The organism is Bradyrhizobium huanghuaihaiense (assembly GCF_007830635.1).
Taxonomy (GTDB): Bacteria; Pseudomonadota; Alphaproteobacteria; order Rhizobiales; family Xanthobacteraceae; genus Bradyrhizobium; species Bradyrhizobium huanghuaihaiense.
In genome coordinates this window covers 287494-299184 of sequence record NZ_VLLA01000003.1, presented here as the reverse complement: position 1 = coordinate 299184, position 11691 = coordinate 287494, and the positions used below count along the sequence as shown (strand labels likewise).

Here is an 11691-nt window from a genome sequence, read left to right as displayed (position 1 = left end):
CATGTCGATGATATCGGCGCGCATCGAGCGCCTTCCGTTCGCACGCTTCCACACGCATCTGCTGCTGATGGGCGGGCTCGGCTACATGTTCGACGCGATGGACGCGGCGGTGCTGGCCTTCATCCTGCCGGTGCTGCGCACGGCGTGGAATCTGACGAGCGTGCAGATCGGCGTGCTCGGCAGCAGCACCTATATCGGCTTCCTGTTCGGCGCGTTGCTGGCGGGTACGCTGGGCGACCTCATCGGCCGCCGTGCGGTGATGATGTCGGCGCTGGCGCTCTATTGCGCGGCCTCCATCGTCAGCGCGATGGTCGACGCATGGCCGTCCTTCTTCGCCGCGCGCGTCGTCGCCGGCATGGGCACCGGCGCGGAGAGCGCGATCATCGCGCCCTATCTCGCGGAGTTCGTGGCGCGGCGTTACCGCGGCAGCTTCACCGGCGCGCTCGCCGGCTTCTTCTCCTTCGGCTTCGTCGCCGCCGCGTTGCTCGGTTACTTCATCGTGCCTTCGTATGACAACGGCTGGCGCATCGTGCTGGTGATCACCGCGGTGCCGGTCGTCATGCTGTTGTGGTGGCGCCGGGCGCTGCCGGAATCGCCGCGCTGGCTGGAGAGCAGGGGACGGGAGAAGGAAGCCGAAGCCGTGCTCGACCGGATCGAGGCGAGCTTTGCGCGCGAAGGCCGTGCCCTGCCGCCGCCGGTCGTCGAAGTCGCGGCACCCACCGGGACCGGTGGCACGCTGCTGGCCAATTTCGCGGCGCTTGTGGCGCCCCGCCAGGCGCGCATCACCGTCATGACCTGGATCATGTGGCTGGCGATCACCTTCAGCTATTATTCCTTCTTCGTCTGGATCCCCGGCCTCTTGGTCCAGAACGGCATGAGCATCACCAAGAGCTTCGCCTATTCGATCGCGATCTATTGCGCGCAGATTCCCGGCTATTTCAGCGCCGCCTATTTCAACGAGCGCATCGGCCGGCAGGCGACGATCGCGACCTACATGGTGCTTGGCGGCATCAGCGCGCTCGGGCTTGCCTTCGCGCAGAGCGACCAGCAGATCATGGCGGCGGGAATCTTCCTGTCCCTGTTCATGAACGGCACCTATGCGGGCGTCTATGCCTATACAGCCGAGGTGTTCCCGACGCCGGTCAGGACTACTGGCGCCGGGCTCGCCTCCGCGATCGGCCGCATCGGCGCGATCGTCTCGCCGATCCTGGTCGGCTATCTCTATCCGAACTTCGGCTTCGGCGGCGTGTTCGGCGTCACGACTACCGTGCTGCTGCTCGGGGCTGTCACCGTCGTGCTGATGGGGGTGCCGACGCGCGGCCGCTCGCTGGAGGAAATTGCGGCGGGTGAGGTGGCATGACGCGGACGAAACTGAAGGCCGATCCGCTCCTCTGCGCCGTCGCGGCGGCGCAGGGCAGGGTGGATCAGCCGGATGCGCTGTTCGTGGCGCTGGACCAAGCCATGAAGTCGGCGATCGGGCACAAGCTGTTCACGATCCTGACCTATGACGAGGCGACCGGCGAGGTGGCGCGGCTCTACTCCAATCTGCCCGGTCCCTATCCGACCGGCGGACGCAAGCGCCTCGCGCTGGGCCCGTGGACCGAAGCCGTGCTCGACCGTGGCGAGGCCTATATCGGCTATACGCGGGACGATCTGCGCACTGTCTTCTCCGACCACGAGCTGATCGCTTCGCTGGGCTGCGAGAGTGTGCTCAACATGCCCGTGCGCTGGCGCGGGCGCACGCTCGGCTCCCTCAATCTGCTTCACGAGGCGGGGTGGTACGGCGAAGATGATGTCGCCGCGTGCCTTCCCTTTGCCCAGCTCACATTGCCGGCGCTGCTCGCGCCGGCCGATCTCTGACAGGACTGTCGCGATGCCCAGCATCCACTTCAAGAACGCCGCTCTGCTCGACCCGCTCCAGCCGGACTTGCAGGAGGGACAGCACGTGCTGGTCGAAGACAATCTGATCAAGGAGGTCTCGGACCGTCCGATCCAGGTGGCTGCCGATCGCACCATCGATCTGAAGGGCAAGACGCTGATGCCTGGCCTGATCGACCTGCATGTGCATGCCATCGCGGTCGAGCTCAACCTGGCGCAACAGGTGCACATGCCGAACGTGCTGGTAACGCTGCGCTCGACGCTGCTGTTGCGCGGTATGTTGCGGCGGGGCTTTACCACCGTGCGCGATGCCGGCGGCGCCGGCCACGCGTTGAAGCAGGCGATCGACACCGGCCTGACCGACGGACCGCGGCTGTTCGTCTCCGGCCGCGCGCTCAGCCAGACCGGCGGGCATGGCGACATGCGGGCACGTTCCGATTACCTCGCGAGCGACGCGCCATGTCCCTGCTGCGTGCGTGTCGGTGCGCTGGCGCGCGTTGCCGACGGTGTCGACGGTGTGCGCAAGGCCGCGCGCGAAGAGCTCCAGATGGGAGCCGACCAGATCAAGATCATGGCCTCCGGCGGCGTCGCGTCACCGACCGATCCGGTCGGCGCCTTCGGCTACTCCGAGGACGAGATCCGCGCCATCGTCGAGGAGGCGCGCGGGCGCCAGACCTATGTGCTTGCCCACGCCTACACCGCTGCGGCGATCGAGCGCGCGGTCCGCTGCGGCGTGCGCACCATCGAGCACGGAAATCTGGTTGATGCTCCGACCGCGCGGCTGATGGCCGAGCAGGGTGCCTATGTGGTGCCGACGCTCGTCACCTACGAGGCGCTGGCCAACGAGGGCGCCCAATATGGCCTGCCGCCGGAGAGCGTGGCCAAGATCGCCGATGTCCGCGACGCCGGCCTGCGCTCGCTCGCGATCTATCGCGACGCCGGCGTGAAGATGGGGTTTGGCAGCGACCTGCTCGGGCCGTCGCAGCGCCTGCAGAGCGACGAATTCCGCATTCGCGCCGAGATCCTCGGCCCGCGCACCGTCATCGCCAGCGCGACATTGATCGGCGCCGAGGTGCTCGGCATGGAGGGCAAGCTCGGCCGTATCGTGCCCGAGGCGCTGGCGGACCTGCTGGTCGTCGACGGCAACCCGCTGCGCGACGTCGCCTGCCTGCTCGGCCAGGGCGAGCACATCCCGCTGGTGATGAAGGCAGGCAAGGTCCAGTTCGACAGGCTGGGCGCGTAACTACCGCCACATCCCGCGCATCTTCGCCCCGATGTCGATCTTCGGCCCTTGCGCCGCGGTGCGCGCCGCGCCCGGAGCGGCCTTCGGCCAGGCGCTGCGCTCGAACAGATAGACCAGGGATTCCGGGATGAAGCGGGTGCGCGAGGCGTAGACGTGGCGGTCGCCCTTGGCGGCCTGGCCGTGGACGAAGAAACGCTGCGGCACGACGAGGTGGAGATCGTCCTTGGCGCGCGTCATCGCGACATAGAGCAGGCGGCGCTCCTCCTCGATCTCGGCGCTGGTGCCGGCGCCGAGATCGGATGGCATGCAGCCGTCGACGACGTTGAGCACGAACACCGACTTCCACTCCTGGCCCTTGGCGGAATGGATGGTGGAGAGGATCAGGTAATCCTCGTCGCGCAAGGGGGGACCTGATTTGTCGCTGGTCGCATCCGGCGGATCGAGCGTGAGCTCGGTCAGGAACTTCTCGCGCGAGGCATAGCCGCTGGCGATCTGCTCGAGCTGCATCAGATCGGCGCGGCGTGTCTCGGAATCCTCGTGGATGCGATCCAGATGCGGCTCGTACCAGAGCCGCACGCGTTCGAGATCTACAGGCCATTCCGAATAGCGCAGGTTTTCGACCGTGCGGACGAAGTCGGTCCAGTCCGCGCCCGTGCGCGGCGGTACCGGGAGCTGGCCGAGTGCGTGCAGTGGGTCCATGCTCTCCGCCATCTGGTCGAGCACGCGCTGTGCGGTCGCAGGGCCGATGCCGGGCAACAGATGCAGGATGCGGAAGCCGGCGACGCGGTCGCGCGGATTTTCGGCGAAGCGCAGCAAGGCCAGCACGTCCTTGACGTGGGCAGCGTCGAGGAATTTCAGCCCGCCGAATTTCACGAACGGGATGTTGCGGCGGGTCAGCTCGATCTCGAGTGGCCCCGAATGCGAAGACGTCCGGAACAGCACCGCCTGGTGCTTGAGCAGCGCGCCTTGCTCGCGGTTGGCCAGCACAGCCTCGACGATGTAGCGGGCCTGGTCGGCCTCGTCGTGCACCGTGACGAGCTGCGGCTTCTGTCCGGAGTTGCGGTCGGTCCAGAGATTTTTTGTGAAGCGCTCACGCGCCAGGCCAATGACACCGTTGGCGGCCGCGAGCACGGCTTGCGTCGAGCGGTAGTTGCGGTCGAGCGTGATCATTTCCGCGCGGGGCGAGAAGCTTTGCGGAAACTCCAGGATGTTGCGCACGGTGGCGGCGCGGAACGAGTAGATCGACTGCGCGTCGTCGCCGACGACGGTGAGGCCGCGGCCGTCCGGCTTCAGCGCCAGCAGGATCGAGGATTGCAGGCGGTTGGTGTCCTGATATTCGTCGACCAGCACGTGATCGAAGCGGCCGCCGATCTCGTCGGCGATCAGCGCATCGCTCATCATCTGCGACCAGTACAGCAGCAAATCGTCGTAATCGAGCACGTGCTGGGCCTGCTTGGCCTCGACGTAAGCCGCGAACAGGCCCTTCAGCTCGGCGGCCCAGCCGGCGCACCAGGGATAGTGTACCCCCAGCACCTTCTCGATCTCCATCTCGGCGTTGACGCAGCGCGAGTAGATCGACAGGCAGGTGCCCTTGGCCGGAAAGCGGCTCTCGGTCTTCGACAGGCCGCGCTCGTGCCGGACCAGGTTCATCAGGTCGGCGGAATCCTCGCGGTCGTGGATGGTGAAGGCGGGATCGACACCGATCCGCTCGGCATATTCTCGCAGGAGCCGCGCGCCGATGCCGTGGAAGGTGCCGGCCCAGGTGAGCGCGTCGCGCATGATCGCGGCGTTGTTCTCCCCTAACACCTTGCGGGCGATACGCTCGACCCGGCCGGCCATCTCGGCTGCGGCACGGCGGGAGAACGTCATCAACAGGATGCGGCGCGGGTCGGCACCCGCAACGATCAGATGCGCGACCCGGTGCGCCAGGGTGTTGGTCTTGCCGGAGCCGGCGCCGGCAATGACGAGCAGGGGGCTTCCCACGGTCGCGCCATCGGCCACGCCATGCTCGACGGCGCGGCGCTGCTCCGCATTGAGCGTGTCCAGATATGTTGCCACGAATCGCCCCGGTGAAAGGCCAAGAGTCGGCGATCCCGGCGCGAATCGCAATGCGGCTGGACGGAACCGGAATTAGGATTTAGGGGGAAAGGCGGCCCAAGGTTCCAGCCCGAGAAGAGCATGCCCGGCATGACCGAGCTCAAGCCCGACCAATTCGAGATGCGACGGCTGGAGTCACTCAGCAACACCATTTTCGGCGTCGCCATGACGCTTCTGGCCTACGATCTGCCCAAGGCCGCCGTGTTCACCAGCGCACCCGGCTGGAGCGATCTTGCCCAGGTCTATTCCGGCAAGCTCGCCGGCCTCGCGCTCAGCTTCATCATCGCCGGCGTGTTCTGGATCAGTCATCACCGGCGGCTGGCGCGCCAGCCGGTCGGCAGCCGCGGCGTGGTGATCCTCAACCTGTTCTTCCTGCTCTCGATCGTGCTGCTACCGGTGACCAACGGCCTTTACACCAATTACGGCATGAGCAGTGCGGTCGCCGTGCTCTACGGTTTGCATCTGACCGCGATCGCCGGGCTTAATGCCTGGCTGTGGTGGACGATCCTGGGTGGCTGGCGCCACGAGATCATGGCCTCGCTGTTTCCGCTGCTCGTGTTCATCCCGGGCACGATCGTGGCGGCATTCGCGCCGCATGTCGCGCCTTTCGTATGGTTCATCGCTTTCGGCGGGCTGCTGATCCAGCGCTTCTATGCCGCGCCGGCCAGGACGGACGTGTAAGACGCTGGCTCACCCCTTTGTCGCGCCGAACCCATCGGACGGCACGTAAAGCTTGACCGGGCGGATTTCGTAGACCGCGGTCGGGTTGACCTCGCGCAGCTTCCGCGCCGCGGCGATCGCCTCCTCATCCGTATCGTATTCGACGAGGTGGAAGCCGAGAAGCTGCTCCTTGGTCTCGGCAAACGGGCCGTCCAGCACCATGCCCGCGCCGGGGCCGCGCAAGGTGCGAGCCTTTTTTGTGTCGTCCAGGCGGGCGGCGGGCCCAAGGTGGCCGCTGGCCCGCAGCGGCGCCTGAACCTCGATGACTTTGGCCACCACCGCGGCATCCTGCTCCGGCGTCCAGGACAAAAGCTCGTCTTCCACATGATAGGCCAGGATCGCGTAAAACATCGTCACCTCGTTGATTTTGCTGCGCGCGTCCAAAGGACGTACCACCATGCCCGCGGCCGACAATCCCCCTCAACAAAATATTGCGTCGCGCAGGCCTCGACGAAACCATCCTGAAACCCGATTGCGACCGGCCGGTGTGAACGCCGCCTGAAGCCGATGCGACTGATGACCACCAAGAAGGCTGAGGAATTTGGAGGCGGCAATGTCCGGTCAGTCCATCAAGATCATCTGCGACGCGCGGCGGGCGCCCCAATCGGCACCGGCCGATCTGCACGACCAGAGCGGTCACCACCGTTATTACGGCAGCTCGGCCGAGAATGGTGGCGAGCGCATTGTCGAGAGCCGCCGCGGCAAGCACCCGCGCAATGTCTGCGGCTTCTGAAGTCTCTGGCGAGACAGGCTTCGCGAATGAGCGTCCTGCAAATATCGATTGCTGCGATGCCGTTCCTGCTCTCGCTGGCGAGCCGGAACGGTAGCGCGATCGCGCCATGCCTGATCACCAGCATATTCACCGTGCTGCTCGGCGAAGAGCCTCACCGGGCAGTTGTGGCCTGGTGCGTCGGCGTACTGATTGCCGCCGTCGCCTTTCGCGAACGGCTTCGCGCAACCTGAGCCGGCACCGTTACGGTGCGCTCAGGATCTGCTTGACCAGCCTCTCACGCAGCGTTGCCAGTTCGCCGCTCGCCTCCATCTGCGCGATCACCTTGCCGACCTCAGGCACCAGAGCGCGATGGCGTTCGTGCAGATAGTGATAGATGTGGATGCGCCCGAGCGGTGGCGAGAGCGGGTAGATCCTGGCCTGCAGGTTGAGCTTCCTCACGGCGACGAGCCCGCTGAAGAGGTCGGTGACCATCACGTCGAAGCGATCGGCGTCGAGCATCTTGATCATGCTCTCCAGACTGGTCGTCGCCGTAACGCGGGCCATGCCGCGCGTGCCGGCCTCCGATGAGCCGACGCCGCGAACGATGCCGATGCTGTAGTCTCGAATTGAATCCCAACCGGCGACATCGAAATGGAGCTTCGTCGTGAACACCGCGGGCTCGATGTAGTTGATCGCCGGCGTGACCTGGACCAGCGTCGGATAGTCACGGGAGAGCGTCCCGATCCGCTGGATCTCGCCGTCGACCTCGCCCGCGCTCGACAGTGCGAGCGCCCGCTTGCCGGGAACGTCCTCGAATTCGAGCTTGATGTTCAGCTTGGCGTAGACAGCCCGCAGCATCTCGCCGCCGACATATTGATCGGGGATGTCGGCGATGCGCGCCAGCCGGATCAGGTCCTGCGCCTGCGATGGAGCGGCTGCGAGCAAAGACAGCCAGGCGACGGCAATCCGCCACATCACGCTTCTCCTTGGTCGGGCCTTGCTACCGCTGGATTCGGAGGCCCGCGCGATCTACCGGGGGTCGCGCGGGAGCCCGGCCGTAACGATCAACGCTCGCCTGCGAGGTGAGGCGACTCCGGACTTTCACCGATGTCATTCTAGCACGCGAAGTGGTAGCTTGCGCGGGAATCCTGCTGCTGGGCGCAAGATATGACCCTGCCGACCTCAAGCCGCCCATGGGCCGACAGGATTGCAACGCGCCTCGCGTGAAGAGAATCTCAACTGTCGAATTGCTCGCGGCCGCGGCCGGCCGGCCGGAGCAGTGCCGCCATTTCCGGGACATGGTGCATGGGTAACTCAGGTAATGAGGATTCCAAGCGCAGCCGCGCCGTCGCCCCGGCAGCCGCGAAGCAGGATTTGAGCGGGATCGGCGCGGCATTCGCGCCGGCGATGATCGGAGCGCTGCTGTCGCGGATCTTCAACTGGTCGCGCAGCGGCGTCGGGCCGCGCCTGCTGGCCGCCGTGCTGCTGTTCTCCTCGGTCGTCACGCTGGTGCTGACCGCGCTTCAGCTCTATCTCGACTACAACCGAGAGGTCGGCGTCATCGAGACGCGGCTCGACGAGATCGGCCGCAGCACCACCGGCAGCCTTGGCGAGAGCCTGTGGAATCTCGATCAGAACCAGCTCAGGCTCCTGCTCGACGGTATCCTGCGGTTGCCCGACATCCGCGCCGCCGAGGTGCGCGAGATCGCCGATCGTCCCAATCCGATCCGTGTCGCGGTCGGCGAGCCGAACACCCGTTCGATCGTGACGCGCGACTATCCTTTGACCACCACCATGCAGGGGGCCGTGCGCACCATCGGTGTGCTTCACGTCGAGGCGACGCTGAGCGAGGTCTACCAGCAATTGATGAACCGTGCCCTGATCATCCTGGCGAGCCAGGCGGCGAAGACGTTTCTCGTCTCGCTGTTCATCATCTACATGTTCCATCTGCTGGTGACGCGGCATCTGGTTGCCATCGCCGACTTCGTCAGCAAGTACAATCTGGCGCGGCCGCCGCCGGCTTTGCACCTGGAGCGCCGTCCGACCTACGATCCCGACGAGCTCGACAAGGTGGTCGTCGCCTTCAATGCCATGTGCGCCAATCTCGAGCGCGCTTATGACGAGCTGCGCGAGGCCAACGCCAATCTCGAGCGTGACCTGAAGATCCGCCGCAGCGCCGAAGAAGACGCGCGCGCGAGCGAGCAGCGCTTCCGCGACTATGCCGAGACCGCCTCCGACTGGTTCTGGGAAACCGGACCGGATCATCGGTTCACCTACATATCGGAGCGGGCCGGCGCCTTCGGCATGGCCCACAAGGCGCTGATCGGCAAGCGCCGCATCGACGCCGCTTTCGACCGCGACGCCGAGCCGGAGAAATGGCGCGCGCACGTGGCGATGCTCGATCGTCACGAGCCGTTCCGGAAGTTCGAATATCGCGGTCGTGATGCGAGCGGACGCGTGCGCCATTTCAGCGTCAACGGCCAGCCGGTGTTCGCGTCAGATGGACGCTTCATGGGCTATCGCGGCTCCGCCACCGACCTCACTGCGCAGCACGAGACCGAGGAGCGGCTTCGCCAATCCCAGAAGATGGACGCGATCGGCCAGCTCACCGGCGGCGTCGCGCATGACTTCAACAACGTGCTCACCGTCATCACCGGCACCATCGAGATCATCCAGGAGGGGCTCGCGGACAGGCCCCAGTTCGCCGCCATCGCGCAGCTCATCGACGATGCCGCCACACGCGGCGCCGAGATCACCTCGCAGCTCCTGACCTTCGCGCGCCGCCAGCCGCTCGAGCCGCGCGAGATCGACGTCAACGCCCTCGTGCTGGAGACCGCGAAGCTGCTGAAGCCGATCCTGGGCGAGCATGTCGAGATCGTGACCCGGCTCGCGGACGACGCCTGGTCGGCGATGGTCGATCCGTCGCAGCTTTCGTCCGCGATCGTCAATCTCGCGGTCAACGCGCGTGACGCGATGCCCGGCGGCGGCAGGCTGACGCTCGAGACCGCGAACCGGGAGCTCGACGGCACGGAAGGGGCCGATGAGGGCGATGTCGTCCGCGGCGCCTTCGTGATGGTCGCAGTCAGCGACACCGGCCACGGCATTCCGGCCGACATCCGTGAGCGCGTGTTCGAGCCGTTCTTCACCACCAAGGGCGTCGGCCGCGGCACCGGCCTCGGGCTCAGCATGGTCTACGGCTTCGCCCGCCAGACCGGCGGCACCGTCGCGATCGAGAGCGAGGAGGGGCGCGGCACGGTGGTGCGCTTGTTCCTGCCGCGGTCGGAGGGCGAGGCGCCGGCCAGGACGGCGCCGGTTCACGCGCTCGCCGCAGCGCGCGGGCATGAGACGATCCTCGTGGTCGAGGACGATCCGCTGGTGCAGGGCTATGTCATCGCCCAGCTCGGCAGCCTCGGCTATCGCACGCTCGCTGCCGGGGACGGCGCATCCGCGCTTGCACTGGTCGACCAGGGCGCCAAATTCGATCTCCTGTTCACGGACATCATCATGCCCGGCGGCATGAATGGCCGGGAATTGGCCGAGGCCGTCCGGCTCCGCCGGCCGGGGGTGAAGGTGCTCTACACCTCCGGCTATACCGACGACACCATCGTCCATGAAGGGCATCTCGATCCCGGCGTGGCGCTGCTTCAGAAGCCATACAGGAAGTCGGAGCTCTCGGAGAAGATTCGCGAGGTCCTTGCGGGCGAGCCGGCGGCCTGAGCGGCGCCGGCGCACGAAAAAGGCGCGGCGGGGAGGCCCCGTCGCGCCCGATTTCTTGCTCGCTGGTCCAGGGCTGAGAACGCCCCGATGCCAAGCCCTTTTCAAAGCCTAGCGGGCGATCCCAGCGAGGTGACAGCGCTTGAGATAAGACACTGGATCACCTCCTTTCGTTGGTTTCGGGAGATTTCAATATAGGGCGGGATCACCCGGCCGTTAAGGGGTGAGGCGAAGAGCCGGGAACAGGATCGTTCTTGACGCGGGAAAGACCGTCCAGAGGCAGTTGAGACCGCCGCCCGGCCGTGTTAGGGGATCGCCAACGCGGGTGTAGCTCAATGGTAGAGCAGCAGCCTTCCAAGCTGAATACGAGGGTTCGATTCCCTTCACCCGCTCCAATGATTTCAACTGCTTATTCTGTCTCGATTGGTTGCTCGCAGCGCTACTGCGGCCCGTTGCGATCGCGCAAGTCTTCACGCATTGGACCGTCCCCGGCTTCGGGGCTCCATCACCTTGCCATCGGCTTTTGTGGATCATCGCGGCGCTGCGCCGCTTCCGTGTTCCGGTCCAGTTGCGCCCGCTCGCTGCGGCGCAGATGTCCCGATCGTCTGACGCCGTACCAGATCACAGCGCCAAGGACGAACGCGCCGATGAACCAAAGCCACAACGCCGTGGCCGAGACGTCTCCCAAAAACATGCCAACACCGCTATTGCCCATCCGTGTGCTCCCGTTAGATGTGCGGGCAATGCGGGCGCGCTGTCGTGGTTCCTAAGCGCGGGCAGGGCATCGGCAGGACGCCAGGAGAGTGCTGTGACGACAATCGGGGTGATTTCGGACACGCACGGGCTGCTGCGGCCGGAGGTCGAGCATTGCTTTGCCGCGGTCGCGCATATCATTCATGCCGGCGATATCGGCGCCGAGCATGTGCTCGAGGGGCTGCGCAGGATCGCGCCTGTCACGGCCATCCGCGGCAATGTCGATAGCGGCGATTGGGCACGGAACTATCGGGATACGGAAACCGTGCGCCTCGGCCGGTACGTTTTCTATGTCCTGCATGATCTGACCGAACTCGAGAGCAAGCCTGCCCCCGACGGCATCGATGCCGTGATCTACGGCCATTCGCATCGCGCGAGCATCAGGACGGCCGACGGCATCCTTTATCTAAATCCCGGAAGCGCCGGACCGAGACGCTTCAAGCTCCCGATCACGCTGGCGACGCTCGACCTCGATGATGGTGCCGAACTTCGGCCGGTCATGCACACGCTCGGTGGGGCCTAGCCAGAGGCAGATCAAAGTTATGATTTTGCTCCAAAACTTGCTCGATGGGGC

At 65.8% G+C, this 11691-nt stretch carries 12 protein-coding genes and 1 tRNA gene; 9 read left to right on the top strand and 4 right to left on the bottom strand.

The features are described 5' to 3' along the window. Window position 1: 1 nt before the first annotated feature. Genes IQ16_RS09180 through IQ16_RS09170 form a run of 3 tightly spaced genes read left to right on the top strand, consistent with a single transcriptional unit; the run spans window position 2 to window position 3121 of the window. Complete coding sequence (locus IQ16_RS09180; protein WP_018647165.1) at window positions 2–1360, top strand: MFS transporter; 1359 nt, start codon at window positions 2–4, stop codon at window positions 1358–1360. Then, window positions 1357–1860, top strand: a complete 504-nt coding sequence (locus IQ16_RS09175) for a GAF domain-containing protein (protein WP_018647166.1) — start codon at window positions 1357–1359, stop codon at window positions 1858–1860. Before IQ16_RS09180 ends, IQ16_RS09175 begins: the two co-directional genes overlap by 4 nt. 13 nt (window positions 1861–1873) lie before the next feature. Beyond that, entirely contained in the window at window positions 1874–3121 is a 1248-nt protein-coding gene (locus IQ16_RS09170) for a metal-dependent hydrolase family protein (protein ID WP_018647167.1), read from the top strand. Here the strand turns inward: IQ16_RS09170 and IQ16_RS09165 are convergent, their stop codons facing one another. Next, the gene (locus tag IQ16_RS09165; RefSeq protein WP_018647168.1) at window positions 3122–5179 is read right to left on the bottom strand and encodes an ATP-dependent helicase; all 2058 of its coding nucleotides are present in this window, start codon (window positions 5177–5179) and stop codon (window positions 3122–3124) included. Window positions 5180–5308: 129 nt separating this feature from the next. On the opposite strand from IQ16_RS09165, the gene IQ16_RS09160 reads away from it, so the two are divergent. Beyond that, entirely contained in the window at window positions 5309–5899 is a 591-nt protein-coding gene (locus IQ16_RS09160) for a TMEM175 family protein (protein ID WP_026312654.1), read from the top strand. Between the two features lie 9 nt (window positions 5900–5908). Here the strand turns inward: IQ16_RS09160 and IQ16_RS09155 are convergent, their stop codons facing one another. Then, a complete protein-coding gene (locus IQ16_RS09155) occupies window positions 5909–6289 on the bottom strand; it encodes a YciI family protein (protein ID WP_026312655.1) in 381 nt (126 codons plus the stop codon). Between the two features lie 202 nt (window positions 6290–6491). On the opposite strand from IQ16_RS09155, the gene IQ16_RS09150 reads away from it, so the two are divergent. Both IQ16_RS09150 and IQ16_RS09145 read left to right on the top strand, forming a co-directional pair. Then, window positions 6492–6671, top strand: a complete 180-nt coding sequence (locus IQ16_RS09150; RefSeq protein ID WP_026312656.1) for a hypothetical protein — start codon at window positions 6492–6494, stop codon at window positions 6669–6671. Window positions 6672–6697: 26 nt separating this feature from the next. After that, window positions 6698–6901: a hypothetical protein gene (locus IQ16_RS09145; protein ID WP_018647172.1), complete on the top strand. Its 204-nt coding sequence runs from the start codon at window positions 6698–6700 to the stop codon at window positions 6899–6901. A gap of 10 nt (window positions 6902–6911) precedes the next feature. Here IQ16_RS09145 and IQ16_RS09140 read toward each other — a convergent pair whose 3' ends face one another. Beyond that, on the bottom strand, window positions 6912–7625 hold the full coding sequence (locus tag IQ16_RS09140; protein ID WP_018647173.1) for a substrate-binding periplasmic protein: 714 nt from the start codon (window positions 7623–7625) through the stop codon (window positions 6912–6914). Between the two features lie 330 nt (window positions 7626–7955). On the opposite strand from IQ16_RS09140, the gene IQ16_RS09135 reads away from it, so the two are divergent. Both IQ16_RS09135 and IQ16_RS09130 read left to right on the top strand, forming a co-directional pair. Continuing rightward, window positions 7956–10367: an ATP-binding protein gene (locus tag IQ16_RS09135; protein WP_018647174.1), complete on the top strand. Its 2412-nt coding sequence runs from the start codon at window positions 7956–7958 to the stop codon at window positions 10365–10367. A 318-nt stretch (window positions 10368–10685) separates the two neighbouring features. Then, window positions 10686–10759 (top strand) — tRNA-Gly (locus IQ16_RS09130). 110 nt (window positions 10760–10869) lie between these two features. Here IQ16_RS09130 and IQ16_RS09125 read toward each other — a convergent pair. Then, complete coding sequence (locus tag IQ16_RS09125; protein ID WP_018647175.1) at window positions 10870–11079, bottom strand: hypothetical protein; 210 nt, start codon at window positions 11077–11079, stop codon at window positions 10870–10872. Window positions 11080–11172: 93 nt separating this feature from the next. Here IQ16_RS09125 and IQ16_RS09120 point away from each other — a divergent pair, with 93 nt between their 5' ends. Continuing rightward, complete coding sequence (locus IQ16_RS09120) at window positions 11173–11640, top strand: metallophosphoesterase family protein (protein ID WP_145831403.1); 468 nt, start codon at window positions 11173–11175, stop codon at window positions 11638–11640. The last annotated feature ends 51 nt before the right edge of the window (window positions 11641–11691 follow it).

Excerpts from the sequence above, each read along its gene's own strand:
- IQ16_RS09180 (WP_018647165.1), top strand. The coding sequence starts at position 2 with ATGTCGATGATATCGGCGCGCATCGAGCGCCTTCCGTTCGCACGCTTC.
- IQ16_RS09160 (WP_026312654.1), top strand. The coding sequence starts at position 5,309 with ATGACCGAGCTCAAGCCCGACCAATTCGAGATGCGACGGCTGGAGTCA.
- IQ16_RS09155 (WP_026312655.1), bottom strand. The coding sequence starts at position 6,289 with ATGTTTTACGCGATCCTGGCCTATCATGTGGAAGACGAGCTTTTGTCC.
- IQ16_RS09140 (WP_018647173.1), bottom strand. The coding sequence starts at position 7,625 with ATGTGGCGGATTGCCGTCGCCTGGCTGTCTTTGCTCGCAGCCGCTCCA.
- IQ16_RS09150 (WP_026312656.1), top strand. The coding sequence starts at position 6,492 with ATGTCCGGTCAGTCCATCAAGATCATCTGCGACGCGCGGCGGGCGCCC.
- IQ16_RS09170 (WP_018647167.1), top strand. The coding sequence starts at position 1,874 with ATGCCCAGCATCCACTTCAAGAACGCCGCTCTGCTCGACCCGCTCCAG.
- IQ16_RS09145 (WP_018647172.1), top strand. The coding sequence starts at position 6,698 with ATGAGCGTCCTGCAAATATCGATTGCTGCGATGCCGTTCCTGCTCTCG.
- IQ16_RS09175 (WP_018647166.1), top strand. The coding sequence starts at position 1,357 with ATGACGCGGACGAAACTGAAGGCCGATCCGCTCCTCTGCGCCGTCGCG.
- IQ16_RS09125 (WP_018647175.1), bottom strand. The coding sequence starts at position 11,079 with ATGGGCAATAGCGGTGTTGGCATGTTTTTGGGAGACGTCTCGGCCACG.
- IQ16_RS09135 (WP_018647174.1), top strand. The coding sequence starts at position 7,956 with ATGGGTAACTCAGGTAATGAGGATTCCAAGCGCAGCCGCGCCGTCGCC.